At 73.4% G+C, this 26,105-nt stretch carries 25 protein-coding genes; 14 read left to right on the top strand and 11 right to left on the bottom strand.

The window, feature by feature from the left end; all coding sequences use genetic code 11:
• Positions 1-29: 29 nt before the first annotated feature.
• The 3 genes from trxA to ACFWUQ_RS25435 all read right to left on the bottom strand — a co-directional run bounded on the left by trxA (position 30) and on the right by ACFWUQ_RS25435 (position 2,817).
• Complete coding sequence (gene trxA, locus ACFWUQ_RS25445; protein ID WP_384542252.1) at positions 30-362, bottom strand: thioredoxin; 333 nt, start codon at positions 360-362, stop codon at positions 30-32.
• A gap of 181 nt (positions 363-543) precedes the next feature.
• Positions 544-1,407: a hypothetical protein gene (locus ACFWUQ_RS25440; protein WP_384542249.1), complete on the bottom strand. Its 864-nt coding sequence runs from the start codon at positions 1,405-1,407 to the stop codon at positions 544-546.
• Between the two features lie 132 nt (positions 1,408-1,539).
• Positions 1,540-2,817, bottom strand: coding sequence for a M6 family metalloprotease domain-containing protein (locus ACFWUQ_RS25435; protein WP_384542246.1), 1,278 nt, complete (start codon positions 2,815-2,817; stop codon positions 1,540-1,542).
• A gap of 257 nt (positions 2,818-3,074) precedes the next feature.
• Between ACFWUQ_RS25435 and ACFWUQ_RS25430 the strand changes: the two genes are divergently transcribed.
• The 3 genes from ACFWUQ_RS25430 to ACFWUQ_RS25420 all read left to right on the top strand — a co-directional run bounded on the left by ACFWUQ_RS25430 (position 3,075) and on the right by ACFWUQ_RS25420 (position 6,396).
• On the top strand, positions 3,075-3,842 hold the full coding sequence (locus tag ACFWUQ_RS25430) for a TetR/AcrR family transcriptional regulator (protein WP_384542243.1): 768 nt from the start codon (positions 3,075-3,077) through the stop codon (positions 3,840-3,842).
• A 69-nt stretch (positions 3,843-3,911) separates the two neighbouring features.
• On the top strand, positions 3,912-5,450 hold the full coding sequence (locus ACFWUQ_RS25425; protein WP_384542240.1) for an MFS transporter: 1,539 nt from the start codon (positions 3,912-3,914) through the stop codon (positions 5,448-5,450).
• A gap of 178 nt (positions 5,451-5,628) precedes the next feature.
• Positions 5,629-6,396 (top strand): dioxygenase, encoded by a 768-nt coding sequence (locus tag ACFWUQ_RS25420; protein ID WP_384542254.1) that lies wholly within the window; start codon positions 5,629-5,631, stop codon positions 6,394-6,396.
• Here the strand turns inward: ACFWUQ_RS25420 and ACFWUQ_RS25415 are convergent.
• A complete protein-coding gene (locus tag ACFWUQ_RS25415; protein ID WP_384542237.1) occupies positions 6,393-7,025 on the bottom strand; it encodes a Uma2 family endonuclease in 633 nt (210 codons plus the stop codon). The two genes, ACFWUQ_RS25420 and ACFWUQ_RS25415, sit on opposite strands and share 4 nt — an antisense overlap.
• 491 nt (positions 7,026-7,516) lie before the next feature.
• Here ACFWUQ_RS25415 and ACFWUQ_RS25410 point away from each other — a divergent pair, with 491 nt between their 5' ends.
• Entirely contained in the window at positions 7,517-8,494 is a 978-nt protein-coding gene (locus ACFWUQ_RS25410) for a sigma-70 family RNA polymerase sigma factor (protein WP_384542235.1), read from the top strand.
• Positions 8,495-8,664: 170 nt separating this feature from the next.
• Here ACFWUQ_RS25410 and ACFWUQ_RS25405 read toward each other — a convergent pair whose 3' ends face one another.
• A complete protein-coding gene (locus ACFWUQ_RS25405; RefSeq protein ID WP_384542232.1) occupies positions 8,665-9,639 on the bottom strand; it encodes a helix-turn-helix transcriptional regulator in 975 nt (324 codons plus the stop codon).
• A gap of 63 nt (positions 9,640-9,702) precedes the next feature.
• Between ACFWUQ_RS25405 and ACFWUQ_RS25400 the strand changes: the two genes are divergently transcribed.
• The 4 genes from ACFWUQ_RS25400 to ACFWUQ_RS25385 all read left to right on the top strand — a co-directional run bounded on the left by ACFWUQ_RS25400 (position 9,703) and on the right by ACFWUQ_RS25385 (position 15,199).
• The gene (locus tag ACFWUQ_RS25400) at positions 9,703-11,310 is read left to right on the top strand and encodes an MFS transporter (RefSeq protein WP_384542229.1); all 1,608 of its coding nucleotides are present in this window, start codon (positions 9,703-9,705) and stop codon (positions 11,308-11,310) included.
• A 130-nt stretch (positions 11,311-11,440) separates the two neighbouring features.
• Positions 11,441-12,202, top strand: coding sequence for a DeoR/GlpR family DNA-binding transcription regulator (locus ACFWUQ_RS25395; protein ID WP_384542226.1), 762 nt, complete (start codon positions 11,441-11,443; stop codon positions 12,200-12,202).
• Complete coding sequence (gene pfkB, locus ACFWUQ_RS25390; protein WP_384542224.1) at positions 12,199-13,149, top strand: 1-phosphofructokinase; 951 nt, start codon at positions 12,199-12,201, stop codon at positions 13,147-13,149. The genes ACFWUQ_RS25395 and pfkB overlap by 4 nt, the downstream gene beginning before the upstream one ends.
• A 19-nt stretch (positions 13,150-13,168) precedes the next feature.
• The gene (locus tag ACFWUQ_RS25385; RefSeq protein WP_384542221.1) at positions 13,169-15,199 is read left to right on the top strand and encodes a fructose-specific PTS transporter subunit EIIC; all 2,031 of its coding nucleotides are present in this window, start codon (positions 13,169-13,171) and stop codon (positions 15,197-15,199) included.
• Positions 15,200-15,233: 34 nt separating this feature from the next.
• Here ACFWUQ_RS25385 and ACFWUQ_RS25380 read toward each other — a convergent pair whose 3' ends face one another.
• On the bottom strand, positions 15,234-16,007 hold the full coding sequence (locus ACFWUQ_RS25380; RefSeq protein WP_384542218.1) for a DUF6227 family protein: 774 nt from the start codon (positions 16,005-16,007) through the stop codon (positions 15,234-15,236).
• A 192-nt stretch (positions 16,008-16,199) separates the two neighbouring features.
• Here ACFWUQ_RS25380 and ACFWUQ_RS25375 point away from each other — a divergent pair, with 192 nt between their 5' ends.
• On the top strand, positions 16,200-16,841 hold the full coding sequence (locus tag ACFWUQ_RS25375; protein ID WP_384542216.1) for a vitamin K epoxide reductase family protein: 642 nt from the start codon (positions 16,200-16,202) through the stop codon (positions 16,839-16,841).
• A 128-nt stretch (positions 16,842-16,969) separates the two neighbouring features.
• Here the strand turns inward: ACFWUQ_RS25375 and ACFWUQ_RS25370 are convergent, their stop codons facing one another.
• Complete coding sequence (locus ACFWUQ_RS25370; RefSeq protein WP_384542214.1) at positions 16,970-17,380, bottom strand: rodlin; 411 nt, start codon at positions 17,378-17,380, stop codon at positions 16,970-16,972.
• 282 nt (positions 17,381-17,662) lie between these two features.
• On the opposite strand from ACFWUQ_RS25370, the gene ACFWUQ_RS25365 reads away from it, so the two are divergent.
• Both ACFWUQ_RS25365 and ACFWUQ_RS25360 read left to right on the top strand, forming a co-directional pair.
• The gene (locus tag ACFWUQ_RS25365; RefSeq protein WP_384542212.1) at positions 17,663-18,124 is read left to right on the top strand and encodes a hypothetical protein; all 462 of its coding nucleotides are present in this window, start codon (positions 17,663-17,665) and stop codon (positions 18,122-18,124) included.
• Between the two features lie 145 nt (positions 18,125-18,269).
• Complete coding sequence (locus ACFWUQ_RS25360) at positions 18,270-18,509, top strand: chaplin (protein WP_384542209.1); 240 nt, start codon at positions 18,270-18,272, stop codon at positions 18,507-18,509.
• Between the two features lie 70 nt (positions 18,510-18,579).
• On the opposite strand, the gene ACFWUQ_RS25355 is transcribed toward ACFWUQ_RS25360, so the two are convergent.
• The 4 genes from ACFWUQ_RS25355 to ACFWUQ_RS25340 all read right to left on the bottom strand — a co-directional run bounded on the left by ACFWUQ_RS25355 (position 18,580) and on the right by ACFWUQ_RS25340 (position 21,279).
• Positions 18,580-18,927, bottom strand: coding sequence for a hypothetical protein (locus tag ACFWUQ_RS25355; protein ID WP_384542206.1), 348 nt, complete (start codon positions 18,925-18,927; stop codon positions 18,580-18,582).
• 170 nt (positions 18,928-19,097) lie between these two features.
• Positions 19,098-20,249 carry a chaplin family protein gene (locus tag ACFWUQ_RS25350; RefSeq protein ID WP_384542203.1) on the bottom strand — a complete coding sequence of 384 codons (1,152 nt, stop codon included), beginning with the start codon at positions 20,247-20,249 and terminating at the stop codon, positions 19,098-19,100.
• A gap of 119 nt (positions 20,250-20,368) precedes the next feature.
• On the bottom strand, positions 20,369-20,602 hold the full coding sequence (locus ACFWUQ_RS25345) for a chaplin (protein WP_384542200.1): 234 nt from the start codon (positions 20,600-20,602) through the stop codon (positions 20,369-20,371).
• A 266-nt stretch (positions 20,603-20,868) separates the two neighbouring features.
• Positions 20,869-21,279: a rodlin gene (locus tag ACFWUQ_RS25340; RefSeq protein WP_384542198.1), complete on the bottom strand. Its 411-nt coding sequence runs from the start codon at positions 21,277-21,279 to the stop codon at positions 20,869-20,871.
• 684 nt (positions 21,280-21,963) lie between these two features.
• Between ACFWUQ_RS25340 and ACFWUQ_RS25335 the strand changes: the two genes are divergently transcribed.
• From ACFWUQ_RS25335 to ACFWUQ_RS25325, 3 genes are read left to right on the top strand one after another with little or no spacing between them, the layout of a single operon-like run.
• Positions 21,964-23,151, top strand: a complete 1,188-nt coding sequence (locus ACFWUQ_RS25335) for a glycosyltransferase (RefSeq protein WP_384542195.1) — start codon at positions 21,964-21,966, stop codon at positions 23,149-23,151.
• The gene (locus ACFWUQ_RS25330) at positions 23,148-24,689 is read left to right on the top strand and encodes an exopolysaccharide biosynthesis polyprenyl glycosylphosphotransferase (RefSeq protein ID WP_384542192.1); all 1,542 of its coding nucleotides are present in this window, start codon (positions 23,148-23,150) and stop codon (positions 24,687-24,689) included. The genes ACFWUQ_RS25335 and ACFWUQ_RS25330 overlap by 4 nt, the downstream gene beginning before the upstream one ends.
• Positions 24,689-26,077 carry an O-antigen ligase family protein gene (locus ACFWUQ_RS25325; RefSeq protein WP_384542189.1) on the top strand — a complete coding sequence of 463 codons (1,389 nt, stop codon included), beginning with the start codon at positions 24,689-24,691 and terminating at the stop codon, positions 26,075-26,077. The genes ACFWUQ_RS25330 and ACFWUQ_RS25325 overlap by 1 nt, the downstream gene beginning before the upstream one ends.
• Positions 26,078-26,105: the final 28 nt, after the last annotated feature.

Raw genomic sequence — 26,105 nt, 5'->3', positions numbered from 1 at the left:
TCCCCGTGCCGTCAAGCCCTGCCCCGGCGTCAGATGACGTCCTCAAGCTCCCGCAGGAGCTTGGCCTTCGGCCGCGCGCCGACGAGCGACTTCACCGGCTCGCCGCCCCGGAAGACCATGAGCGTCGGCATCGACAGCACCCCGTACTTGGCCTGGGTCTCCGGATTGGTGTCCACGTCCAGCTGCACGATCTTGAGCTCGCCGGCCTTCTCCTGCGCGATCGCGGCCAGCACCGGCGCGATCTGGCGGCAGGGGCCGCACCAGTCGGCGGTGAAGTCCACCAGCACGGGCAGGTCGGAGTTCAGTACCTCGTCGGCGAACGTGACGTCGGTGACCTGACCCACGCCTTCTGCTTGCGCCATCCCATGTGCCCCTCTCGTCGCCGCGCGGCCGCTTCCCGACCGCGTGGACCTCGGCCCGGGCAGGCGGAGCGCCACCCTGGTCCCGTATTCCCGAACGGTCCCGAGCGGCAATCAATTCCCGTCGGCCGCTACGGGGTTGCCGCTACGGGGTTGCGGCGCCCCGGCCCGGCCGCCCGGCCGCTCAGCGCTTGCCGATGAGGTGCAGCGGAAGTCCCCCGCCCGCCAGCACCACCTTCGAGAAGGCCCCGGCCAGCTCGGTGAGCCGGCGGGTGCCCTCCGGTCCCAGATGGGCGTACGGGGCCGTGTCGAGGCGGTCGGTGCGGGCCTCTATCCCGCGGCGCAGCTCCACTCCCGCCTCGGTCAGGCCGTCCCCGGCGTCCATCAGGCCGCGCTCGCGCAGCCGCTCGCGTGCCGCGTCCCACTCCGCCGGGGACCAGCCGCGCGCGCTCTGCAGGTAGCCGGGCTTCCAGTTCGTCCCCGTCGCGGTGTGGGACACCAGCGCCTCCACCCCGTCGAGGCCCGCCTCCACGAGGGCCAGTACGTGGCCGTCGCCGCGGTACTCGCGCAGCAGGGCCGCCGCGTGCCACAGCGCCAGGTGCGGTGCCTCGGGCACCGGGAGGTCGGCGTTCGCGGAGTAGAGGGGGCGCCCCGGGCGGCCGCAGGCCTCGGCGGCGCGCAGCGCCAGGTCCGCCGCCTCCCGCATCGCGGCGCAGGCGACGGCCTCGGCTCCGAGCAGCCGGGTCAGGTAGGCGTCCGTGATCTCCAGGCGGGTCGCGAGGACGGTCTCGGGCGCCGCCGTGGCCCAGGCGCGGGGCAGGTGGCGGGCCACGAGCGCCGGGTGGAAGTTGTAGAAGGAGGCCGTGACCGCGCCCGCGCCCACCCGGCCGAGCGGGGCGGCCCGCCCGGCCAGGTAGGCCATGGGGCCGGGCTCCAGCCCGAGGCGCCCGTAGCGCTCGTCGTGCTCGGGCGCGAAGTAGTAGGCGGCGTGCACCGGATGGTGGGCGTTGAAGCAGCGTCGGGCCTCGCGTGGGGTGATCGTCGTCATGCGGCCCACGCTACGCAGCGGGCGGCGGCGCCGGTGCTCAAGCCGGTGCAAAGACCGTCCCGCACACGGCGGTTCGGCGGGAACGGCGCCCCGGGAGGCGGCTCCGGCGGGGCCCTGGTCGGCCGGGAGGTGTCAGGGGCGGGTGATGCGCACCTGGTAGCTGCCGTTGCGCAGTTCGCCCACCACGGAGACGCTGATGCCCGACTGTTCGTCCGTGAAGGTCTCACCGGGCCTGAACGGCGCGTCCGACAGCTCCGCGTGGACGTTCGGGCGGCGCGTGCAGCCGCCGCTCGACGCGGCGCTGTCCGAGACCGTCACCGGGCCCTGCCCGGTGTCCACGTCGGAGTCCACCTTGTAGACGAGGACGCCCGGTTTGCAGACGGCCTCGTCGTTGCCCGCCTGGGTCCGCACCTCCACCGCGTACCCGGAGCTCTCCGACAGCGGAACGAAGGCCAGCTTCGTGCCGCCCCGCACCGCCAGCGGCGACAGGACGTGGTCGCTGACGCCCGACTTCGACGCGCAGCTGATCTGGGTGCTGTCCAGCCAGCCCAGCTTCCACTTGTGCCAGCCCAGCAGGTCGTTGTTGGCGCCCCAGTCCTCGCTCATGATGTCCCAGTGCCCGACGGTTCCCCCGCCGTCGGAGGTGTACAGGTCGGGCAGCCCGAAGACGTGCCCGTTCTCGTGCGGGAGCACCCGGTAGCCGGTGTCCCGGTAGGTGCCGGAGCCGTCGTCCTGGCGGCTGTAGACGAAGGACGTGTTCGAGAGCGGGACCCCGTCGGCGACCGGGGCCTCGCCGTTGCCCGAGAAGGTCACCGACAGGACGGTGTCCAGGGCGGACGGTCCGGCGTTCGGCGTGACCAGGACGTTGATCAGGTCGTACCGGTTGAAGTCCACGTCGGGGTCGGCGGCCTTCGCGATGTGCTCGACGAGCTGCCGGTAGCCCGGCTCGTACGGGGACCCACGCTCGATGCCGTACGCGGCGAACGGCATCGGCATCCGCAGCCAGGTCCTTATCGGGGCCTCGGCGCGGTAGCTGAGCCGGCCGTAGGAGCTGGTGCGGAACCAGTCGGCGGTCTTGGGGAAGAACTCCGCCATCCGGTCGGCGGCCGTGCCCTCGCCCTTGGCGTCGGGGAAGTCGATCATCAGGTTCAGCGCCCTGACCTCGCCGGTCGACCGCGCGTACCCGGGCGGGGTCGGCAGGCCCTCGGACATCTGCACGCCCATCGTGCCGGCGATGCGGCACGGCGCGAGGGCCGATTCGACGGTGGTGGCCACGGGGCCGGCCGCGGAGTGGCCCCGGCTGGACATGCCCGCGCTCGCGGTCGCCGTGACGCCGAGGGCCAGCGCGGTCAGGCCGATGTACGCGCTGGTGAGGCGTGGTGTGCGTATCCGGTGGCGGGTCTGCGGCATGGAGATCGCCTTCGGGTCCGCGGCAGCCGGCCGGGTCCGGTCTGCCCTCTGTCCGCCCACCCTCCGACGGCTGCGGCGCGCCCGCGCGTCGGAAGAGGCCAAACGGTGGCCGGGGGCGGCCGACCCTGTGGCTCAGGTCACACGCGGGAGTGAAATAACCGGGGACCTGATCCCCGTTTGCAACGGAGTCCCCGGAAGTGGGGACGCGCTCCCCGTTTCGGCGGGACCGTACGGATCATGTGCCAGGGAGGCCCGGAATGAAGCGCGCCACCACCACCGCCCCGGCGGCGCCGACCGCGCCCCGCGCGGACGCGGCTCCGGCCGCCGCCCGCGTGGAGGCGGCCCCGACCGGCGCCCGCGGGGAGGCGGCTCCGGCCTCCCGCGTGGACGCGGCCCCGGCCGCCGTTCCCCGTCCGCGCGCCGACGCCGTCCGCAACCGCGAGCGGATCCTCGTGGCGGCCCGCGAGCTGTTCGTCGAGTTCGGCGCGGGCGCCGCGTTCGACGAGGTCGCCCGCCGGGCCGGCGTCGGCAACGCCACCCTGTACCGGCACTTCCCCGACCGTCCGACGCTGGTCCGCCACGTCGTGCTCTTCGTCATGGACCGGGTCACCGCGCACGCGGAGCACGCCCTCGCCGAGGAGGCCGACGCCTTCGACGCGCTGTGCCGCTTCACGCACGCCGCCGCCGACGAGCGCATCGGCGCCCTGTGCCCGATGCTCGCCGCCGACTTCGGCCACGACCACCCCGAACTCCTCGCGGCGCGCGACGTCCTGGAGGCCGCGGTCCAGGCCCTGCTGGCCGCCGGCCAGGACGCGGCGCTGGTCCGCCCGGACATCGGCACCGGCGACCTGATGGTCGCCCTCTCCCAGCTCAGCCGGCCCCTCCCGGGCACGGCCTGCGTCGACGTGGACCACTTCACCCACCGTCACCTCCAGCTGTTCCTCGACGGGTTGCGGGCCCCGGCCCGCTCCGTGCTCCCCGGCTCGGCGGCCACGGCGGAGGCCCTGAGGCGGAAAACCATGTGACGCGCTGAGGTCTCCCGTACAGCTTTTTTCACTTATTTCAGTCATTCCGCACAGTGAGTGGGTACACCCATGCCGAAAACAACCACGACACCCCCGGTGCTCGCGGACCCGAGCCGCTGGAAGGCGCTCGTCTTCATCGCCCTGGCCCAGCTCATGGTCGTGCTCGACGCGACCATCGTGAACATCGCCCTGCCCTCCGCCCAGAGCGACCTCGGCATCTCCGACGCCAACCGCCAGTGGGTCATCACCGCGTACGCGCTGGCCTTCGGCGGACTGCTGCTCTTCGGCGGCCGCATCGCTGACAAGTGGGGCCGCAAGAACGCCTTCGTCGTCGGTCTGATCGGCTTCGCCGTGGCCTCCGCACTCGGCGGCGCGGCCACCGGCGAGGCCACGATGCTCGGCGCCCGCGCCCTCCAGGGAGCCTTCGGAGCACTGCTCGCACCGGCGGCCCTGTCGCTGCTCGCGGTCATGTTCACGGACGCCAAGGAGCGCGCCAAGGCCTTCGGCATCTACGGCGCGATCGCCGGCGGCGGCGGCGCCGTGGGCCTGATCCTCGGCGGCGTCCTCACCGAGTACCTCAACTGGCGCTGGACCTTCTTCGTCAACATCCCCTTCGCGATCGTCGCGGCCGTGGGCGCCTGGATGGTCATCCGCGAGCCGGCCGGCTCCCGCAACCGCGCGCCGCTCGACATCCCCGGTGTGATCCTCTCCACGCTCGGTCTCGTCGCGCTGGTGTACGGCTTCACCCGCGCCGAGTCCGCCGGCTGGTCGGACGGCCTGACCGTGGGCATGTTCGTCGCCTCAGCGGTGCTGCTGGGGGCGTTCGTCCTCGTCGAGTCCAAGGTGCGCTCCCCGCTGCTGCCGCTGCGCGTCCTGCTGGAGCGCAACCGCGGCGGGGTCTACCTCTCGCTGGGCCTGGCCGTCATCTCGATGTTCGGCCTGTTCCTCTTCCTGACCTACTACCTGCAGGTCGTCAAGGGCTACTCGCCCGTCATGACCGGCTTCGCCTTCCTGCCGATGATCGCGGGCATGATCACGGGCTCCACGCAGATCGGCGCCCGCCTGATGACCCGGGTCGCGCCGCGCCTGCTGATGGGCCCGGGCTTCCTGCTGGCGGCCGCCGGCATGCTGCTGCTGACCCAGCTGGAGGTCGGGTCCTCGTACCCGGCGCTGATCCTGCCGGCGCAGCTGCTGCTCGGCCTCGGCATGGGTACGGCCTTCATGCCGGCCATGTCCCTGTCCACGCACGGGGTGAACCCGGCGGACGCCGGTGTGGCCTCGGCCATGGTCAACACCTCGCAGCAGGTCGGCGGCGCCATCGGCACCGCGCTGCTGAACACCATCGCGGCCTCCGCGACGACCGCGTACCTGGCCGACCACGCGGCCGAGGCCGCGGCGGGCGGTCCGGGCGCGCGGCTGATCCAGGCGCAGGCCATGGTCGAGGGCTACGCCTCGGCGATCTGGTGGGCCGTGGGCATCCTGGCCGCCAGTGCGGCCATCGCCTTCACGCTGATCAACACGGGCCGTCCGGGCGCCGGCGGCCCGGTGGCCTCCGGGTCGGGCGCGGGTGAGGACGCCGCGTTCAAGGTGCCGGTGATCGCCCACTGACGGGGCCGGCCGCAGGGGAATGACTGACCGCCCCGCTTGGTTCAAATTTGAACCAAGCGGGGTTAGTCTTGTCGTGGCAGCCCCGCAGCGACGACGGAGGAGCGCCCCCATGAACCCGGCCCCCGCACCCGCCCCCGTGCCCGCGGCCCCGGCGGGCGCGACCCCGCCGGGGGCCCGCATGCCGGCCCTCTACCTCAGCCACGGGGCGCCGCCGCTCGCCGACGACCCGCTGTGGCCGGCCGAACTGGCCGCCTGGTCCGCGGGCCTGCCCCGCCCCGTGGCCGTCCTGATGGTCTCCGCGCACTGGGAGGAGGCCCCGCTCGCCCTCGGCGCCACGGAGACCGTCCCCCTGGTGTACGACTTCTGGGGCTTCCCCGAGCGCTACTACGGGGTCCGCTACGGGGCCCCGGGCGCCCCCGCACTCGCCGCCTCGGTCCGCGCCCTCCTGCGCGCGCCCGGCACCCCGGTCCAGGACATACCCGACCGGGGCCTCGACCACGGCGCGTACGTCCCCCTGGTGGAGATGTACCCGCGCGCCGACGTCCCGGTCCTGCAGATCTCCCTGCCGACCCTGGACCCGCGCCGCCTGATGGACATCGGGCGCCGCCTGGCGCCGCTGCGCGACGAGGGGGTCCTGATCGTCGGGAGCGGCTTCTTCACCCACAACCTGGCCGCGCTCCGCCACACCGGCCCGGGCGTCCCCGCCTGGTCCGCCGAGTTCGACGCCTGGGGCCACGAGGCACTCGCCTCCGGCGACCTCGACTCCCTGCTCGACTTCGAGGCCAAGTCCCCGTCCGGCCGGCTGGCGCACCCCCGCACGGAGCACTTCGCCCCGCTCTTCGTCACGCTCGGCGCGGCGGAGGCCTCGGGCGACCTCGCGGCCCGCCGCGACACGGTGGACGGCTTCTGGATGGGCCTCTCGAAGCGCTCCCTCCAGTTCGGCTAGACCCGGTGAACCCGCGACGCCCCGGTGACGTCCTCGCCGACGACGAACCCCCGGGCCGGCCCCTCGGGCACGACGGCCCCGGTCCCGTACGGCACCCGGACCTCGTCGTCGTAGACGGCCTTCTCCGGATCGGGGGCGCTCAGCACGGTGACCGTCCCGTGGTCGTCGTAGTCGTCGATCAGGACGTAGACGGGGACCCCGGCCCGGGCGTAGGCGCGGCGCTTGCGGACGCGGTCGCGCGGGACGCTGTCCCGCCCCGGGGAGACGACCTCCACGATCAGTCGCACGCAGGAGGCGTCGATTCCCAGGCCGTCCTCCGTGACGTGCTCCTCGGCGTCCTCCGGGGCGATGAAGACGTCGGGGACCCAGACCTTGCGCCGGTGGACGATGTTGATGTCCTGGTGGGCGGCGTACCCGCTGCCGTGCAGGTATGCGTCCAAGGCGCGGCGCAGGCGGTTCGCGGTCCGACCATGGGAGTAGTGACCAGTGGGCGACACCTCGATGAACCCCTCGACGATCTCGGCACGGAAGCCCTCGGGGAGTCTCTCGGCTGCGGCCTGCCATGCCAGCCACAGGGCCTCGTCCAGATCCGAACGGGCCGTGGCGTCGTCGTGGGCGAGTGCGGTCATGGGTGCGGCACCTCCTCCGCAAGTGTGGGCGTCGCCGGCCCGGTGGCACAAGCGACTCCCTCACGGTAGGAGTCGCTCGCCCCATGCCGGGGGAATATGCCTCCGTTGCACCCGTGCGGGTGAAGCGGTGCCCGGAGGGTACCCGTACGGACTGAAATCGGAGCGTTGTCCAGGCAACCAGAAGGGCGCCGCCGCCGTCTTCGGGGTCGGAGTGCGCGGCCGCATCGTCTGTGACGGCGGTCTCACGGTCCCGGGTCGGGCAGGTCGGCACGCAACCCTGCAGTGGCGGTCATCCCGGCCCTGACCTGCGCTCTTGGGGATCCGGACGTGTCGGCTCCGCTCTTGTGGCGGGGCAGGATACTGCAAGATCTGCCGAAAGACGGACCGACGCGGGAATTCTGTCCCGTTTCCAGTCGTTGTTTCCTTCGGAAGCGGGCACTCGGGAGAGTGTCCGGGGACACCGCGACAGAACTCATCGCAAGGGAGCACGCATGGCAACCCGCGCCGTCGCCCGTCGACAGTCCACGAGCAGCGCCCGCGCTGTCGGCGGGGAGATCGCAGACCGCGACCTGGTCGGCATGTACCTGGACGAGATCGCGCGTACCCCGCTCCTCGACGCGGCCAAGGAAGTCGAGCTCTCCCAGATCATCGAGGCGGGCGTGTACGCCCAGCAGATCCTCGACGGCGCGGCGGAGCCCCGGGGCACGGCTCCCGCCCGCGAGGAGCTGGAGGCGTTGGCCGCCGAGGGCGAGCGCGCGAAGGAAGTCTTCATCCGCTCCAACCTGCGCCTGGTCGTGGCGGTCGCCCGCCGCTATCCGCGCAGCGGCCTGCCCCTGCTCGACCTGATCCAGGAGGGCAACGCCGGCCTGGTCCGCGCGGTCGAGAAGTTCGACTACGCCAAGGGCTTCAAGTTCTCCACGTACGCCACCTGGTGGATCCGGCAGGCCATCACCCGCTCCATCGCCGACCAGTCCCGCACCATCCGCCTCCCCGTCCACCTGGTCGAGGAACTCGGCCGCATCCGCCGCGTCCAGCGCGAGTTCAACCGCGAGAACGGCCGGGAGCCGGAGCACGCCGAGATCGCCGCCGAGCTGGACACGACGCAGAAGCGCGTCGGCGACGTCCTGGACTGGGCGCGCGACCCGGTGAGCCTGAACATGTCCGTCGACGACGACGGTGACACGCAGTTCGGGGACCTGCTGGAGGACACCTCCGCGATCTCGCCGGAGCAGTCCGTGCTCTCGCTGCTGCGCAGCGAGGAGCTGGAGGAGCTGCTCGGCAAGCTGGACCAGCGCACCGCGTCGATCATCAAGATGCGGTACGGCATCGACGACGGCCGCGAGCGGACCCTGACGGAGGTCGGCAAGCAGCACGGCCTGACCCGCGAGCGGATCCGCCAGATCGAGAAGCACGCGCTGCTCGAACTGAAGCGCATGGCCCGCGACACCGGCTTCGACGCGGTGGCCTGACCCTCCCCCCCGACGAGCCCCGGCGCCACCCCCCCCGGCGCCGGGGCTCCCCCTGTTCCCCACACACGACCCCGCCGCGTCCGGCCCGAGGGGGCGCCGCCGGGTCCGGCCCGAGCGGCGCCGTCGTCCCGGATCTCGCAGGCCCGACCGCGGACGCGGTCAGGCGCGGCTCACGCCCCCGGCGGCCCCTGCACGGCCCCCGCGAGCCGCGCGGCCAGCGCCCCGGCCGCCGCCGCCAGTTCCGCCGGCGCCCGCACCGTGAACGGCACCCCCGTCAGGGCGAGCCGGGCCGCCAGCCACTCCACGTTGTCCGTCGACTCGAACCGCACCCGGTACCCCCCGCCGTCCTCCTCCGGCCCGCGGACGATCCGGTCCGCCAGCCACGGCGGCAGCGCCCCGGGCCCGGCGGCCGCGTCGAAGGACAGTTCCACCTCGTACGTCCGCGCACCGCCCAGCCCCCGCCGGACGAACTCCCGCGCGTCCATCGGCAGCGGCCGCCCCGTGAACCGCGCCCCCGTCGCGGACACCTCGTCCACCCGGTCCACCCGGAACGTGCGCCAGTCCTCCCGCTCCAGGTCGTAGGCCACCAGGTACCACCGGCTCCCCGTGCTCACCAGCCGGTACGGTTCCACGAGCCGCCGCGACCGCACCCCGTCCCGCGCCCGGTACGCGAACCGCAGCCGCTCCGGCCCCGCCACCGCCCCCGCCATCGTCGTGAGCGTCCGCGGATCCACGCTGGCGCCGTCCCCGCGCGTCACCGCGACCGTCGCCGACTGCAGCGCGCTCACCCGGTGCCGCAGCCGCGAGGGCAGTACCTGCTCCAGCTTCGCCAGGGCCCGTACGGAGGCCTCCTCGACCCCCTCGATCGCGTGCCCGGCACCCGCCCGCAGCCCCACCGCGATCGCGACCGCCTCCTCGTCGTCCAGCAGCAGCGGCGGCATCGCCGCCCCCGCTCCCAGCCGGTAGCCGCCCTCCGCGCCCAGCGTGGCCTCCACCGGGTACCCGAGCTCCCGCAGCCGCTCGATGTCCCGCCTGATCGTCCGCGCGCTCACCCGCAGCCGCTGCGCCAGCTCGCTCCCGGGCCATTCGCGCGGGGTCTGCAGGAGGGACAGCAGGGACAGGAGCCGTACCGGGGTGTCGGTCATGCGATCCAGGCTGCCATTGAAATAGGACACCATCTGACCTACATGCCGTCTAGGTTTCTCCCCATGAGCACCGAGACGCCGAAGACATCGCCCGAAAGAGAGAACGGGCCCGTACGAGAAGAGCGGAACGCCCCACCCGCCGCCCCCACCCGGGCGGAGGCGGACGTCGCCTCCGCCTCCGCCGACCGCCGCCGCTGGCTGGCACTCGCCATCGTGATGACCGCGGCCTTCATGGACCTCGTCGACGTCACGATCGTCAACATCGCGATACCCAGCATGCGTCAGGACCTCGGCGCGTCCACCAGCGCGATCCAGTGGATCACCGCCGGCTACGCCCTCGCCTTCGCCGCCGGCCTGATCACCGGCGGCCGTCTCGGCGACATCTACGGCCGCAAGCGGCTCTTCCTCGTCGGCATCGCGGGCTTCACCGCCGCCTCGCTGCTCTGCGGCATCGCCGCGAACCCGGGCATGCTCGTCGCCTCCCGCATCCTGCAGGGCGCCATGGCGGCCCTGATGGTCCCGCAGGTGCTGGCGATCATCCACGTCACCTTCCCCCCGCACGAGCGCGGCAAGGTCTTCGGCATGTTCGGCGCGATCGTGGGCCTCGGCGCCGTCTCGGGCCCGATGCTCGGCGCGCTGCTCACCGAGTGGAACCTCTTCGGTCTCGAATGGCGCCCGATCTTCCTGATCAACCTGCCCGTCGGCATCGCCGGCGTGATCCTGGGCCGCAAGTTCATCACCGAGTCCAAGGCCCCGCAGGCCCTGCGCCTGGACCTCGTCGGCATGGTCCTCGCCACCCTCGCCCTGGTCATGCTGATCTTCCCGCTCACCCACGGCCGCGAGAACGACTGGCCGCTGTGGGGCTTCCTGTGCATGGGCGCGGCGCCGCTCGTCTTCGCCGCGTTCATCGCGTACGAGAAGTACAAGATCAAGAAGGACGGCTCCCCGCTGGTGGAGCTCTCCCTCTTCAAGGTGAAGAGCTTCGCCGGCGGCATCGCCGTCCAGCTGACCTTCGGTATCGCGACCGGCATCTTCTTCCTGGTCTGGACGCTGTACATGCAGATGGGCCTCGGCTGGAGCGCCCTGCGCGCCGGCACCACCGGCATCCCGTTCTCCATCGCCGTCTCGGCCGCCGCGGGCATCTCCGTCCAGAAGCTCGTTCCGCGCTTCGGCCGCAAGGTGCTCCAGGGCGGCGCCCTGACCATGGCCGCCGGTGTGCTCCTCTACATCTGGGAGTCGCAGCACTACGGGCAGGCGATCGCTTCCTGGCAGATGGCCCTCCCGCTGGTGGTCATGGGCGTGGGCATGGGCCTGATCGTGGCCCCGCTGACCGAGACGGTGCTCTCCGAGGTGCCGCGCGAGCACGCCGGTTCCGCCTCGGGTCTGATCAACACCACCGGCCAGATGGGCAACGCGCTCGGGCTCGGGCTGACCTCCGTCGTCTTCTTCGGGCTCATCGAGGACGACATGGTCTTCGGCCCGCCGTACGTGGAGGCCTTCCGCGGTGCGCTGTGGTGGGTCGTGGCCGTCCTCGTCGTGATCTTCGCGGTGATGTTCATGCTGCCCCGCAAGCAGGTCCCGGCGGAGCGGCACGAGGGCGCCGACCCGGCCGTCGGCCCCGCCGCCGGTCCTGTCGTGCCCCCGACTCCGGAGAAGGTCCCGGCGCTCTGACCCTCGGCCCTGTGTGACGGGCATGTCCGCCCCGCCGGCGGACATGCCCGTTTTTCTTTGTTTACTTCCACAATCGGGCGTACTCTGAAAACAAGTCACAGAGTCGGGCATCGAACGGATGTAAACCCACATGTACGCACCGGAGCGCCAGCAGGAGATCCTCCGCCTCGCCCGCGAGGCCGGCCGGGTCGACGTGCTCTCCCTCGCCGACCGCTTCCAGGTCACGGCCGAGACCGTCCGCCGCGACCTCACCGCCCTCGACCGGGCCGGCCTGATCCGCCGGGTCCACGGCGGCGCCATACCGGCCGGCCGCCTCGACTTCGAGCCGGACCTCACCGAACGCGAGGCCACCGCAGCCGACGAGAAGGACCGCATCGCGGCCGCCGCCCTGCGCGAGCTGCCCGACGGGGCCAGCGTCGTCCTGGACGCGGGCAGCACCGTGGCCCGCCTCGCGGCCGCCATCCCGATCGACACCCCGCTCACCGTGGTCACCCACGCGCTGCCCGTCGCCGCCCGGCTCGCCGACCACACCGGCATCGACCTCCACCTCGTCGGCGGCCGCGTCCGCCACCGAACCCGCGCCGCCGTCGACGCCTGGGCGCTGCGCGCGTACGCCGAGATCCGCGCCGACGTCCTCTTCCTGGCGACCAACGGCTTCACCGCCGAGGGCGGCCTGACCACCCCCGACCTCGCCGAGGCGGCCGTCAAGCGGGCCGCGATCGCCGCCGCCCGCCGCGTCGTGCTCCTCGCGGACTCGGCGAAGGCCGGGCAGGAGCACTTCGCGCGCTTCGGCTCCTTCGCCGACGTCGACCTCCTCATCACGGACACGGGGCTCGACCCCGCTCGCAAGGCGGCGATCGAGGCCGCCGGTACGGAAGTTGCGCTCGTATGATCCTCACCGTCACGCCCAACCCCTCCCTCGACCGGACCTACGAGATCCCCGCACTGGACCGGGGCGGGGTGCTGCGCGCCGCCGGCGACCGGGTCGACCCCGGGGGCAAGGGCGTCAACGTCTCCCGCGCCGTCGCCGCCGCGGGCGTCCGCACGACGGCGGTCCTGCCGCTCGGCGGCCTCCCGGGCACGGTCCTCGCCGAACTCCTCGGCACGGAGCGCGTCGACGTCACGGCCGTCTCGATCGCCGGCCAGACCCGCTCGAACATCTCGCTCGCCGAGCCGGACGGTACCCTCACCAAGATCAACGCGCCGGGGCCGGAACTCTCCCCGGAGGAGTCCGCGCTGCTCCTGGAGACCGTCCGCACCTGCTCCGCCGGTGCCACCTGGGTCGCCGGCTGCGGGAGCCTGCCGCGCGGCGCCGGACCCCAGTGGTACGCCGAACTCGTCACCCGCGCCCACCAGGCCGGCGCCCGGGTGGCCCTGGACACCTCGGGCCCGGCCCTGCTGGCGGCGCTGGCCGCCCGGCCGGACGTCATCAAGCCCAACGCGGAGGAACTGGCCGAGGCGGTGGGCCGCCCGCTGGCCACCCTCGGCGACGCGGTGAAGGCGGCGGACGAGCTCCGCTCGCTGGGCGCCGGCGCGGTACTCGCCTCCCTCGGGGCCGACGGCCAGCTGCTGGTCTGCGAGGACGGCGCCTACTACGGCACGGCCCCCGTCACCGCCGTCCGCAGCAACGTCGGTGCGGGCGACGCCTCCCTGGCCGGCTTCCTCATCGCGGGAGGCGAGGGCCCGCGGGCCCTCGCCTGCGCCCTGGCCCACGGCGCCGCCGCGGTCCAGCTGCCGGGCAGCGCGATGCCCACCCCCGCGGACCTGCGCCCCGCAGAGGTGCAGGTCACCCAGGACCTGCCCCTGGACCTCACCCTGTCCGAACCCGCCACGGTCTGACGCGCGCAAGGAGCCCCCGATGAGCGACATGATCACCCCCGAACTGGTCGACCTCGACCTGTCCGCCGACTCCAAGGAGGAGGCGGCGCGCACCCTGGCCCGGCGGATGGTGTCCCTCGGCCGGGTCACCGACCTGGACGGGTTCCTGGCGGACGTGGCGGCGCGGGAAGCACAGATGCCGACGGGCCTCGACGGCGGTATAGGCATCCCGCACTGCCGGTCCGCCCACGTCAGCGCCCCCACCCTGGCCTTCGGCAGGGCCGCGGCCGGCATCGACTTCGGCGCCCCCGACGGCCCCGCGGACCTCGTCTTCCTGATCGCGGCCCCCGCCGGCGCGGACGACGCCCACCTGGCGATCCTCTCCTCGCTGGCCCGCCGTCTGATGCGCCCCGAGTTCACCGCCGCCCTGCGCGCGGCCGCCACCCCGCAGGAGGCCGCGGCCCTGATCGGGTCCCCGTCCCCGGCCCCGCCGGAGCCCGCCCCCGAGGCGTCCGCCCCGGCGGAGCCAGAGGCCGAGACCCGGGCAGCCGGGGACGGCGTTCCCGCCGGGTCCGGGGCGGAGCCCCCGTCCGGGGGTCCGGGGCCGCGGCCCTTCCGGGCCGTGGCCGTCACCTCCTGCCCCACCGGGATCGCGCACACCTACATGGCCGCCGAGGCGCTGCAACGGGCCGCCGCCGAGGCCGGAATCGACCTCCGCGTCGAGACACAGGGCTCCGCCGGCTTCACCCCCCTGGCCGCCGAGGACATCGCCGCCGCCGACGCGGTCGTCCTCGCCCACGACGTCCCCGTCCGCGACCGCGCCCGCTTCGCCGGCAAGCCCACCGTCGACGTCGGGGTCAAGGCCGGCATCAACCGGCCCGCCGAACTCCTCGCCGAGGCCCGCGACAAGGCCGCCCGCGGCGAGGCCACCGACCACCCCCCGACCCCGGTCGAGCGGGCCGGCGGGGAGGCCGACGGCTACGGCGCCCGGCTGCGCACCTGGCTCATGTCCGGCGTCAGCTACATGGTCCCCTTCGTCGCGGCCGGCGGTCTGCTCATCGCGCTCGCCTTCGCCATCGGCGGCTACGGGATCAACGACGCGCCGTCCGTCGCCGAGCACTTCGTCTGGACGGAGGCCGCGAGCTGGGCCGCCCTGCTGTTCCAGACGGGCGGCCTCGCGTTCGGCTTCCTGGTCCCGGTCCTCGCCGGATACATCGCCTACGGCATGGCCGACCGGCCCGGCCTGGTCCCCGGATTCGTCGGCGGCGCCGTGGCCCTGACCATCGACGCCGGCTTCCTCGGAGGCCTGATCGCCGGCCTGATCGCCGGCGGCACCGTCCTCGCGCTCCAGCGGCTGCGGATCCCGGTCGTCCTGCGCGGCATCATGCCCGTCGTGGTGCTGCCGCTCATCGGCTCCGCCGTCACCGCGTTCCTGATGTTCCTGGTCGTCGGCAAGCCCGTGGCCGCACTCCAACAGGCCCTCACCGACTGGCTGTCCGGCCTCTCCGGCGCGAACGCGGTCATCCTCGGCGTCGTCCTCGGCCTGATGATGTGCTTCGACCTCGGCGGGCCGCTCAACAAGGTCGCGTACGCCTTCGCCATCGGCGGGCTCGCGAACCCCAGCGAAGGCAGCCTCAAGGTCATGGCGGCCGTGATGGCCGCCGGCATGGTGCCGCCGCTCGCCATGGCCCTGGCGACCACCGTCCGCGGCCGGCTCTTCTCGCACTCCGAGCGGGAGAACGGCAAGGCCGCCTGGTTCCTGGGCGCCTCCTTCATCAGTGAGGGCGCCATTCCGTTCGCGGCGGCCGACCCGCTGCGCGTCATCCCGGCCGCGATGGCCGGCGGCGCCGTCACGGGAGCCCTGTCGATGGCCTTCGAGTGCACCCTGCGGGCCCCGCACGGCGGCGTCTTCGTCATCCCGCTGATCGGCAACCCGCTGCTCTACCTGACCGCGATCGCCGCCGGCACGGCCACGGCCGCGGGCCTGGTGATCCTCCTCAAGGGGACGCGCCGCCCGGCCGGGACGACGGCTCCCGGGGCGGCCCCGGTCACCGTCACCACCGCGGCCTGACCCCGGCGCCGGCGGCCCTCGCTCCCGCTCCGGCTCAGCGGACCCGCGCGCGGAGCTCCATCGCCCCGCGCGCGGCGGCCTCGCTCTCGTAGACCTCGCACATGTGGCGCCCGTCCGGGGTCGCCGTGTGCTCGACCTCCCAGAGGCTGACCTCGGCCCCGTCCAACAGGACGAAGGCGTGCTCGTACAGCTGGAAGCCCGCGTCGCGCCCGTCCGAACGGCACTGCCGCCCGCCGAAAGCCTGCGTGATCCGGTGCGCGTACGCCGCCCGCAGCCGCTGCGCCACCTCCTCGCCCGGACGGTCCGGGTTCTCCGCGCGGCGCAGCACCCGGCGGGCGTGGTCGGCGGACTGCTCCACGGCGTACTCCCGGTGCGGCGGTATCGGGGCGGACGCGGCCAACAGCGCGCTCAGCAGCACGGCGTCGTTGTCCGGCTCTTCGTCGTCACCGGTCAGCAGCGCGGGATCCGCGTCGACCTCGACGGGGGTCCCGCCGAACAGCCGGGACACGGCGAGGCAGGCCTCCGCCTTGCTCGCGAACACCTCGTGCCGGATCTCCCGGTCCTCCCCCTGCCGGTACGCCAGCTCCCACAGCGACACCGAACCGCCGTCGGTCAGCAGGTAGGTGTGCCGGTGGGTCTCCCGCCACACGCCCGGCCCGGGGCCGTAATGGGTGGTGTACAGCGAGGAGCTGTGGGCGAGCGCGCCACCGACGCGCTCGACCAACCGGTCCGGCAGGTCGAAGGAGTTCAGGGCGCGGCCCAGGAGTCGATCGAGGTGGGCCCCGGTGGTCTCGTACGGATCGCTCAAGGTGGGTCTCCAGGCCGTCGCAGCTCGTCACTTCACGGAAGCTCAACGTAACCCCTGGCTCTGACATCACGTCCGGGGTTCGGTAAAACGTCCGGGAAGCATCAGGGGTTCCCACCACACCTTCAGGTCAACTTGCGTACGGATCAGCATGATTAGGCAGCCTCTGTGCCGAAGCGCGGGACTATGGGCTGCATGGCAACGAATACAGTGGACGTCCCCCGCCGGCAGGGGCTTGCCCCCGACCGGCGCGAAGGCGAACGGGAGGCCGTGCCGCGGGGGTTGGGCTGGCTGCTGGCCCTCACCGGAGCGGCCGGGGTGCTGGCCTCCTGGGTGATCACCCTCGACAAGTTCCTCCTGCTGGAGGACCCGGACTTCAAGCCCGCGTGCAGCCTCAACCCCGTGGTCTCCTGCGGCAGCGTCATGAAGAGCGACCAGGCGGCCGTCTTCGGCTTCCCCAACCCCATGCTGGGCCTCGTCGCGTTCGCCGTCGTGGTGTGCGTGGGGGCGGGCCTGCTCGCCGGGGCGCGCTACGACGGCTGGTTCTGGCTGGGCCTCCACGCCGGGACCCTCTTCGGCGTCGGCTTCTGCTCCTGGCTGATGGTGCAGTCGCTGTACGAGATCAACGCGCTCTGCCTGTGGTGCTGCCTGGCCTGGGTCGCGACGCTGCTGATGTTCTGGGCGGTCACCGCGCACAACGTGCGGACGGGCGTCCTGCCCGCTCCCGGGGCCGTGCGCGGGTTCTTCGCCGAGTTCGGCTGGGCGCCGCCCGCCCTGCACATCGGGGTGATCGGCATGCTGGTCCTCACCCGCTGGTGGGACTTCTGGACCGGCTGACCGCCCGCCGGCCGCGAGGGCGGCGGGACGCGCGAGGGCCCCGGCAGCCGGATGCTGCCGGGGCCCTCGTCACATCACTCAGCGGGCGCGGGGGCCCGGCGCCGCCGAAGGGGCGCGGAGAGCGGTGATCAGCTGTTGGCGGACGCGTTGCCCGAGAGGATCGGGATGTTGCTGAGGATGTGCGAGAGCGGCTCGTCGCCCTTGGCCTGGGTGCTGTTCTCGGCGCACTGCTGGTTCTGCGGGTTGGACAGGACGTTGATGTCCTGGACACCGACGTTGACCAGGGCGACCAGCGACTGGGCGTTGACCTTCGCCGGCAGGCCGATGCAGGGCTTGTTCAGGGTGCCATGGACCAGGCCGAGCTGCGGGCTCATGTCGCCGTGGGTCTTCTGGTTGCCGTAGATCTGCTGGGAACCGTTGCCGTTGACGGTGTTGATCCCGTTGTCGTTGCCGATGGCCATGGCCGGGGTCGCGACGGCAGCGCCCGCGCCGACGGCAACGGCGGAGACTGCGGCGGCGGTCATGAACTTCTTGAACATCTTGATCCTTCTGTCGCACGAGTGCCCGCTAGTGGAGCGTCCTGGTCAACTGGCCCGCCCGGAGGTTGGTTCCGCTCCTTCACTCAAACGGCTCGCGGAGGGTGAACTTTTCCCCGGCCCGGGTGAGGGGCCCCCGGACGCGTGCGCGAAGCCCGTACGCAGCCCGCAGTGGGCGGCCGTCCGGTTGCGGTCCGTGGAAGGTGTTCGCACGGTGGGTGAGGGAGTGGGCCGCTGTGGTCCGTCTCCGCACGTCAACACCGCAGAAGGAACTGAAGGAACTCCATGGACCTCAAGAAGGCGACTCGCGTCCTTGTCCCGTCGGCCCTCACCGCCGCCATACTCTTCGGCGCGGCTGCCCCCGCGAGCGCTCTCGACAGCGGGGACCGTGGGGTGGGCACCCGGGCCGCGGCCGCCGGCCCCGTCGACGATCTCGTGAACGGCATCCTCGAAGCCATCAAGGGCCTCCTCCCGGCCGGCGTCACCCTGCCGGAGATCACGATCCCGTCGATCGAGCTGCCCGAGATCAAGCTGCCCGAGATCAAGCTGCCGGAGATCCCCGGCGTGACCCTCCCGCAGGTGCCCGGCGTCCCGCTGCCCGAGCTGCCGCCGCTCACCCCGCCGGAACTGCCGGCGGCGCCGGTGGCGCCGGTGGAACTCGTACCGGACATCCCCGGCGTCCCCGACATCCCGATCCCCGACGTCCCGATCCCCGACCTCCCGGCCGCGGCCGGGGGCCTTCCGTAACGGTCCCGACCCGCCCCTGGGTTACGGTGATTGGGCTGAACAGGTCTGATCGGGTGCACGGCCGTGTCCATCGGGGAAGATGGACCGTTTCGCTCGGTGTGAACCCCGAATCGGGGCAGAACATCGAACAGAAGGTGCACTTCCCATGAACTCTGCCAAGAAGGCCGCCCTGGTCCTGGCCACCGCTGGTCTCGCTGCGGCCGGTGCCGCCGGCTCCGCCGTCGCCGACTCGTCGGCCGAGGGCGCGGCCGTGGGTTCCCCCGGTGTCCTCTCGGGCAACCTGGCCCAGGTGCCGGTCCACATCCCGGTCAACGTCTGCGGCAACTCCGTGAACGTCATCGGTGTGCTGAACCCCGCATTCGGCAACGTCTGCGTCAACGACTGACGTCAGCGGTACGACCGACTGTGGGCGCCCCGGCTTCGCCGGTGGCGCCCACAGTCGTGTCTGCGGCTGCTCAGCCCTTGCCGCCGTTGAGCTTCACGCCGCCCAGCAGCGGGGACGCCTGGGTGGCGCCGTTCGCGAGGCTCAGGACCTCGGCCGGGGCGTTGTTGCGGATCTCGTTGAGGCCCTGCGCCGTTCCCGCGACCTTGTTGACCGTGTCGTTCTGCTCCGCCAGACCGTTGCCCACCGTGTGCGGCAGCGACTCGCTGACGGGACCGACCGCGTTCAGCGTCTCCGTCACCCCGCCCGTCAGGCTCATGGGGGGCAGCGAGGCCGGGGTCTCGGCCGCGAAGGCGGGAGCGGCGGCGCCGAGGGCGGCGACGGAGCCGACGACGACAGCGGCGACCTTCGAGAGCTTCATTATCGAAATCCTTTTCCAGTGGCGACCGTCGCGCCACTTTCGCCCTGGGTAACGATTCCCCGCCGCTGCGGAAACGCGCACGCACCGGGACATGGCGGCGGCCGGAGAATCCGACAGGGATTCTCCGGCCGATATTTCTTCCTATGAGCCGTATACCGGCAGCAGGGCCGTCATGCGATACGGGACCGCCGGTAGAGAATGGCGCCACCCAGGATCAGGGCGGAGGCGAGGGCCGCCGCGGCGGCCGGCTGTCCCGCGCCGGTCTCGGCCAGCATGGGCCCGGTCGCCCGCGCGGGCGCCGCGACCGGAGGCCGCTCGGGAACGGGCGCCGCCTCCACGACGGGCGCCGGTGCCGGCGCCGCCGGCTGTACGGGGACGTCGCCACCGGGAGCGGCCGGCGGCTGGTCGGCGGGACGCCCGACCTCGGGCGCCGGTACGGGCGCCGGTACGGGGGCGGGCGCGGGCGCGGGCTGTACCGGCTGGCTCCCGTGCGGCGGACGCGGCGCGGGCTCCTCCGGGCCGGGGACCGGGGCCGGAAGCGGCTTCGGGGCCTCGTCGGCCGGCGCCGGTACGGGCTGCGGCAGCGGCTTCGGGGTGTCCGGGCCGGGACCGGGAGCCGGGGCGGGCAGCGGCCGGGGAGCCTCATCGACCGGGGGCGCGGGCGGCGGGGCCGGCTGCTCCGCCACGGGCTCCGGCATCGGGTGGGGCCGCTCGGCGGCCGGGGGAGCGTGCTGCGGCGGGGGAGCGGACTCCGGGTGGTCGTCGCACTCCTCCTCGGGCTGTTCGCGCGGGCCGCCGTAGCCGCCGTGGTCGCGCGGCTCCTCGTGGCGGGGCGCGACGTGCCGGGGTGCTTCCTGCCGGGGGACCTCGTGGCGGGGTTCCTCGTGCCGGGGCGCCGCGTGACGGGGCTGCTCTTCGCGGGGCTTCGCGTGGCGCGGCCCCCGGTCGCGCTGCTCCGGCACGGCCTGCCGCGCCTCGCGCTCGCCGAGGTAGCGCTCGAAGGCCTCGGCGTTCTCGGGGCTCAGGTAGCGCGCGTAGTCGTGGCCGTCGTCGGTGTGCGATCCGGTGGTGGTGACGCAGTTGTTCCCCATCGCGGGGTTCAGCGCGGCACCGCCGTCGACGCTGTTGCCACAGACGTTCGGGGCGAAGGTGACCGGTACCGAGACGCTGTTTCCGGCCAGCACGCCCGGCGAGTGCGAGACCTCGGACGTCGCGCCGGGGTGCGCGTAGGCCGCACCCGTCGCGATCGACAGCAGGCTCGACGCGGCTGCCGCCGTGAGCATCCCCTTGCCCAGTACCTGTCGGCTCAGTACCTGTCGCATGGGTCCTTCCCTGTCTACCGGCGCTGGCCGGTGGCGAATCGAAGGTGGCCCCGAAGTGCACCGCCGTGCACTCCGAGGCCACCCCGAGGAGGTTTGCCCTTGCGGGCACAAGCGCTTCGTCAGGCGTTGACGCAGGTGTTGCCGAACGCCGGGTTCAGCAGCGCGATCACGTTCACGGTGTTGCCGCAGACGTTGACCGGGACGTGCACCGGGACCTGGAGCAGGTTGCCGGAGAGGACACCGGGGGAACCGACGGCAGCGCCCGCGGCGTCGGCGTCGGCCATGGCGGGGGAGGCTGCACCGGCGGCCATCAGCGCGCCGGCGGCCAGCACCACTGCCTTCTTGTACTTCATTTGATTTCGATCCTTCCCGCAGAGGCGTATCCACTGCGAAATCAACAACGAGTGGCCCGGAGAAAAGAAACCGCGTATTTTCGTCGGCCCGCCGGCTATTCACCCCGATGCCGGGCCGCAATTCTGTGCGGCCGGCGCATCGGTATCGCTATTGCCGGCGACCGGTATCCGGTATCCGGGGCCTCGCGGGCCCGCGGTCCGACGACCTCATACGCGGCGAGGCCGCCGCGACCCGAAGGTGCGGCGGCCTCGCTGGCAGACTCCGGTCAGCTGCCCTGGGAGACGTTGCCGGACAGCACCGGGATGTTGCTGAGGATGTGCGAGAGGGCCTCGTCGCCCTTGGCCTGCGTGGAGTTCTCGGTGCACTGCTGGTTCTGCGGGCTGGACAGGACGGGGATGTCCTGGACGCCGACGTTGACCAGGGCGAGCACGGACTGCACGTTGGCCTTGGCGGGCAGGGCGATGCAGGGCTTGTTGAAGGAGCCCTGGATCAGCGCCATCTGCGGGCTCATGTGCCCGTACGTGGCCTGGTTGCCGTAGATCTGCGAGGCACCGTTGCCGTTGACGGTGTTGATGCCGTTGTCGTTCCCGATGGCCATCGCCTGCGGCGCCATGGCGGCACCCATGCCCACGACCGAGGCCGCGACCGCTGCCGTGGCCATCATCTTCTTGATCATTGTCGTCCCTTTTTTGCAGGATTGCCCGGTGCTGGAGCACCCGGATCAACGGCCTGCCCCCCGCTCGGGTTGCGTGGCTTCACCCGGATGCCGCCGTTTCGGTGGGCGCGGTTGACGTTCACGCGTTCACACGGAGGCGGCCGTGACGAGGGGCCCGGCGGGGCGGGGGCGCCCGGAGGCCCGCCCGCGACCCGTTCGCCGCCCTGCCGCACCCGGCATGTGCGGGGGCGGGGCGCATTCTTTTCGGTTCGAACAAGGTGCACCGGATAACGACCCGCCCGCTTCAAGGGTGCGTGTTATCGCCCAAAAGGCCGTACGAGCGAGTCCGGCGTGATTTCCGGCCCGATTTCTGACAAAGTGCACTCCTGTTTTGTCCCCTTGATCGTAATGGAGAGGGCGTCTTGGGTGTGTTCTGCAGCGAGGTCGACGAGAACCCGGACACCTGCAACTCCACCCGGATCGAGGTGAATTCCGTGATCACGGAATTCGGAACTCACTCGTTCGTGCGACAGCCCGAACATATGAATAGTCTCGGATATGGCGCGGACGTGTTCGACCTGCGTCCCGCTCTGTCCGGGGGTGCCCGCGGCCTGCGTTCCAGGTCCACGGGCGAACGTCAGGGTCATTTCCTCGGTGTGCTCTTCGTTCGGACAGACGCGCGCCGCTGAACGCAGGGACCACTCCGTGACCGCACCACCTCCGCCGGCACCGCCCCTCACCGTCCTCCACCTGGTCCAGCCCGTGGAGGGCGGCGTCGCCCGTGTCGTCGTCGACCTCGTCCGCGCGCAGGTCGCCTCCGGCCTGCGCCCCGTCGTGGGCTGTCCGCGCGACGGCACACTCGCCGACGCCGCCCGCGCCGCCGGAGCCGACGTGCTCACCTGGCGCGCCGGTCGCGCCCCCGGACCGGGGCTGCCCGCCGAAGTCCTCGGCGCCCGACGGATCGTCGCCCGGGTCCGCCCCGACCTGCTGCACGCGCACAGCGCCAAGGCCGGACTGGCCGGGCGGCTCGCCGTCCGCGGGACCGTACCCACCGTCTTCCAGCCCCACGCCTGGTCCTTCGACGCCGTCGCCGGCGCCACCGGCGCCCTCGCGCTGCGCTGGGAGCGCTACGGAGCCCGCTGGGCCGACCGGGTGCTCTGCGTCAGCGAGGCCGAGCGCCGCGCCGGCGAGTCCGAGGGGATCGCGGCCCACTGGTCGGTGATCCGCAACGGCGTGGACCTCGACCACTTCCGACCCGGTACGGGAGACCCCGCGCGGGACCGCGCCGCGGCCCGCGCCGAACTGGCCCTGCCCACCCCCTTCCACGGTGACGGCCCGCTCGCCGTCTGCGTGGGCCGGCTCTGCCAGCAGAAGGGCCAGGACATCCTGCTGCGGGCCTGGCCGGAGGTCCTGGGCACCGTCCCCGGGGCGCGTCTGGCACTCGTCGGCGACGGCCCCGACACCGAACGGCTGCGCCGCACCGCCCCGCCCGGGGTGCACTTCGCGGGCGCCGCCCCCGACATCCGACCGTGGCTTCGGGCCGCCGATCTCGTTGTACTGCCGTCGCGGTGGGAAGGCATGGCGCTCGCCCCGCTGGAAGCCATGGCCAGTGGCCGTCCGGTCCTGCTCTCCGACGTCAGCGGTGCCCGGGAGAGCCTGCCGCCCGGCCGGCAGCGGCTCTGCCTGGTGCCGCCGGAGGACCCGACGGCCCTCGCCAAGGCCCTGGGACGGCTGCTCGCCGAGCCGCGGCTGCTCACCGAACTCGGGGAGCAGGCCCGGCAGCACGCCCGGACCGACCTCGACGTGCGGCGGACCACGGACGCGGTCACCGGTCTGTACCACGAACTGCTGGGCAGGCCCCGGCCCTTGAACCAGGAGCGCATCAGCCGATGACGATGGACAGCGCACCCGCCCGGCACACCGGGCAGGGCGGTACCGGGCCTGCAAGCGGCAGCGCCTTCGCGCCCTCGCCCCAGGCGACGGCCCGCCGGTCCGCGACCGCGATCCACCCGCCGCGCGGCCCCCGGGCCGACCCGTCCCGGCAGGCCGTACGCCCGCACCGGCTGCGCCGCCACGGCAGCACGACGGGGCTGCTCCCGCTGCTCACCGCCGACGTCCTGGCCGCCGTCCTCACCGCGGCCGCCCTGCCCGGCCCGGCCCTGCCGGCCGTGGCCGCCGCGCCCGCAGCCGTGCTGCTCGCCGCCCTGCACGCGCAGGCCGGGCTGTACCGGCCGAGGCTCGCGCCCTCCGCGCTGCGCGAACTGCCCGCGCTGGCCGGCCGGTCCGCCGTCCTGTGGTGCGGGGCCGCCGCCGTCGTGGCCGCCGTCGACCCCGGCCGGGCGCTGGGCTGGAGCACGCTGCTCACCGCCGTCTGCCTCCAGGTCCTCATGGCCTGCGCGGGACGCGGCCTCGTCAACCAGTTCGCCCGCCGCGGCGCCGTCCGCAGACCGGCCTCGGCCCTCGTCGTGGGACCCGGCGCCGGTACGGGCGCGGTGGCCGTCGCCCTGCACAGCCGCCCCGAGTACGGACTGCGTCCGGTCGGGCTCGCCGACACCGCCGACGGGGGCGGCGGCACGACCGGCGACAGCGCCCTGCCGGTCCTCACCACCCACGAGGACATCCGGCGCGCGGTCATCCAGAACTCCGTGCGGCACGCGGTCTTCACCCGCCCGCCGGAGGCCGACGAGCGCACCGCCTCCCTGGTCCGGCTCTTCCACGACCACGGCTGCCGGCTCTGGCTCGCCGACCCGGCCGGCACCGCCAAGGTCACCGGCATGCGGGTGGCGCAGCCCGCCGACCAGCTGTGGGGGTACGCCGTACAGCCGCTGCTGCCGCGCCCGGCCCGGCCGGCCGAGCGCTGGGCCAAGCGGGTCATCGACGCCGTGCTGGCGCTGGTCGCGCTGGTCGCCGCCGCGCCCGTGATGGGGGCCTGCGCCCTCGCCGTCCGGCTGTGCGACGGGCCCGGGGTGATCTTCCGGCAGGAGCGCATCGGACTGTACGGGCGCCCGTTCACCCTGCTGAAGTTCCGCACCCTGCGCGCCGACGCCCACGAGGCCGCCACCCGCTGGACGGTGGCGGGCGACCGGGGCATGAGCGCGGTCGGCTCCTTCCTGCGCAAGTCCTCGCTGGACGAGCTGCCGCAGCTGTGGAACGTGGTCCGGGGCGACATGAGCCTGGTCGGCCCGCGCCCCGAGCGGCCCTTCTTCGTCGCCAAGTTCTCCACCGTGCACCCCGGCTACGAGGCCCGCCACCGGATGCCCGTCGGCATCACGGGCCTCGCCCAGATCAACGGCCTGCGCGGGGACACCTCCATCGAGGACCGGGCCCGCTTCGACAACCACTACATCGACACCTGGTCGCTGTGGCAGGACCTGTGGATCCTGGCCCGCACAGCGGCCTCCTTCTTCCGGTTCCGGCTGGGGGGCAGCTGATGGCCCTCGCCCTACCCCTCTCCCCCTGGGGGAAGGAGGGCGGCCGCCCCGACCCGGCGGTCCTGCTGCGCCGGCACTGGCCGCTGCTGCCGCTCGCCGCCACCGTGCTCTTCCTCCTCGCCCCGCTGCCCGCGGGGGACGCGACCGCCTCGGGCAAGGTCGGCCCGGCCGACGCGGCCTCGCTGCTGCTGGTGCTCGTCTGCGCGCTGCGGGCGCTGCGCGGTCGGACGCGGGCGCTGACCCCGCTCGGCGTGCTCGTGCTCGGGATGCCGGCCGTGGGGCTCGCCGTGGCGACGGTGACCGCGGGCGACCCGTACGCGGCCCTCCCCGGCTTCGTGCGGTACCTGCAGGTCTTCGTGCTGGTGCCGGCGGCCGTGGTGCTGCTGGTGCGCGACGCCGGGGAGTTCCGGATCGCCGCGGGGTGTTTCGTGGTCCTGGCGCTCGTGCAGGGCGCGGTGGGCGTGGTGCAGTACGCCACCGGCACCGGGGCCTCGTACCAGGGCGAGGACATCCGCGCCGTGGGCACCTTCGGACCCGGCGACGTCATGGGCATGGCCACGGTGGTGGCGTACGGGCTGGTCGTGGCGGCCGCGGTGGCGCTGGCACCCGGCTCGGCGCGCCGGGTCCGGCAGGCCGCCGGGGGCGCGGCCCTGGCACTGGTGGTCCCGCTCGTGCTGTCGTTCAGCCGGGGCGCGTGGATCGCCACGCTCTGCGCCGCGGTGCTGGTGATGGTGATGGCCGGGATCCGCCGGGCGCTGCGGGTGCTGCTGGCGCTGGCCGCCGCCGGGGTCGTGCTGGTGGGCGGGCTCGGGGTCGGCTCCGAGATGGTCGCGGAGCGGCTCACGTCCATCACCCAGGTCTCCAGCGCGCCCGACCAGTCGGTGACCGACCGCTACACGATGTGGGCCGCCGCCGAGTCGATGTGGCGGGAGCGGCCGGCGGCCGGAGTGGGACTCAAGGGCTTCCCGGCGCACCGTGACGGCCACTCCTCGCTCGGCCTGTCCTCCGGCAGCGACACCGCGGGCGCGGGCCAGGCGTACGTCCGCCAGCCGCTGCTGTCCCCGCACAACATGTACCTGCTGATCCTGAGCGAACAGGGGCTGATCGGGCTGACCGCGCTGGCGGGAGGCTGGGCGGCCCTGCTGGTCGCGGGCGTCCGCCGGTCCGTCCGCGCGAAAGCCTCCGGGGCCGAGGGCCGGATCCGGGACTGCGGGCTCATCGCGGTCGGCCTCCTGGCCTGGCAGCTGACCGACTTCCTCTACGCGGACATCGGCGGGCCGTCCACCGTCCTGACCGGAGTGATCATCGGACTCGCCGCCTGGTGGGCCCTGCCCTCCCCCGACGGCGGGCCGGGCCGGCCGGCCCATGACGGGCCGGCGGCCCGGTGACGGACACGACGCCCTGGCGGCGGCCCTG

It is taken from the genome of Streptomyces sp. NPDC058662 (assembly GCF_042716255.1).
Classification (GTDB): Bacteria; Actinomycetota; Actinomycetes; order Streptomycetales; family Streptomycetaceae; genus Streptomyces.
This window is presented reverse-complemented; position numbering and strand designations above follow the sequence as displayed.

Bases quoted from the DNA above. Each gene is read 5' to 3' on its own strand.
- ACFWUQ_RS25425 (WP_384542240.1), top strand. From the start codon at position 3,912: ATGCCGAAAACAACCACGACACCCCCGGTGCTCGCGGACCCGAGCCGC.
- ACFWUQ_RS25325 (WP_384542189.1), top strand. From the start codon at position 24,689: ATGGCCCTCGCCCTACCCCTCTCCCCCTGGGGGAAGGAGGGCGGCCGC.
- ACFWUQ_RS25350 (WP_384542203.1), bottom strand. From the start codon at position 20,249: ATGCGACAGGTACTGAGCCGACAGGTACTGGGCAAGGGGATGCTCACG.
- ACFWUQ_RS25435 (WP_384542246.1), bottom strand. From the start codon at position 2,817: ATGCCGCAGACCCGCCACCGGATACGCACACCACGCCTCACCAGCGCG.
- ACFWUQ_RS25440 (WP_384542249.1), bottom strand. From the start codon at position 1,407: ATGACGACGATCACCCCACGCGAGGCCCGACGCTGCTTCAACGCCCAC.
- pfkB (WP_384542224.1), top strand. From the start codon at position 12,199: ATGATCCTCACCGTCACGCCCAACCCCTCCCTCGACCGGACCTACGAG.
- ACFWUQ_RS25360 (WP_384542209.1), top strand. From the start codon at position 18,270: ATGAACTCTGCCAAGAAGGCCGCCCTGGTCCTGGCCACCGCTGGTCTC.
- ACFWUQ_RS25405 (WP_384542232.1), bottom strand. From the start codon at position 9,639: ATGACCGACACCCCGGTACGGCTCCTGTCCCTGCTGTCCCTCCTGCAG.
- ACFWUQ_RS25345 (WP_384542200.1), bottom strand. From the start codon at position 20,602: ATGAAGTACAAGAAGGCAGTGGTGCTGGCCGCCGGCGCGCTGATGGCC.
- ACFWUQ_RS25400 (WP_384542229.1), top strand. From the start codon at position 9,703: ATGAGCACCGAGACGCCGAAGACATCGCCCGAAAGAGAGAACGGGCCC.
- ACFWUQ_RS25395 (WP_384542226.1), top strand. From the start codon at position 11,441: ATGTACGCACCGGAGCGCCAGCAGGAGATCCTCCGCCTCGCCCGCGAG.
- ACFWUQ_RS25385 (WP_384542221.1), top strand. From the start codon at position 13,169: ATGAGCGACATGATCACCCCCGAACTGGTCGACCTCGACCTGTCCGCC.
- ACFWUQ_RS25370 (WP_384542214.1), bottom strand. From the start codon at position 17,380: ATGTTCAAGAAGTTCATGACCGCCGCCGCAGTCTCCGCCGTTGCCGTC.
- ACFWUQ_RS25375 (WP_384542216.1), top strand. From the start codon at position 16,200: ATGGCAACGAATACAGTGGACGTCCCCCGCCGGCAGGGGCTTGCCCCC.
- ACFWUQ_RS25420 (WP_384542254.1), top strand. From the start codon at position 5,629: ATGCCGGCCCTCTACCTCAGCCACGGGGCGCCGCCGCTCGCCGACGAC.
- ACFWUQ_RS25415 (WP_384542237.1), bottom strand. From the start codon at position 7,025: ATGACCGCACTCGCCCACGACGACGCCACGGCCCGTTCGGATCTGGAC.
- trxA (WP_384542252.1), bottom strand. From the start codon at position 362: ATGGCGCAAGCAGAAGGCGTGGGTCAGGTCACCGACGTCACGTTCGCC.
- ACFWUQ_RS25430 (WP_384542243.1), top strand. From the start codon at position 3,075: ATGAAGCGCGCCACCACCACCGCCCCGGCGGCGCCGACCGCGCCCCGC.
- ACFWUQ_RS25410 (WP_384542235.1), top strand. From the start codon at position 7,517: ATGGCAACCCGCGCCGTCGCCCGTCGACAGTCCACGAGCAGCGCCCGC.
- ACFWUQ_RS25355 (WP_384542206.1), bottom strand. From the start codon at position 18,927: ATGAAGCTCTCGAAGGTCGCCGCTGTCGTCGTCGGCTCCGTCGCCGCC.
- ACFWUQ_RS25340 (WP_384542198.1), bottom strand. From the start codon at position 21,279: ATGATCAAGAAGATGATGGCCACGGCAGCGGTCGCGGCCTCGGTCGTG.
- ACFWUQ_RS25330 (WP_384542192.1), top strand. From the start codon at position 23,148: ATGACGATGGACAGCGCACCCGCCCGGCACACCGGGCAGGGCGGTACC.
- ACFWUQ_RS25365 (WP_384542212.1), top strand. From the start codon at position 17,663: ATGGACCTCAAGAAGGCGACTCGCGTCCTTGTCCCGTCGGCCCTCACC.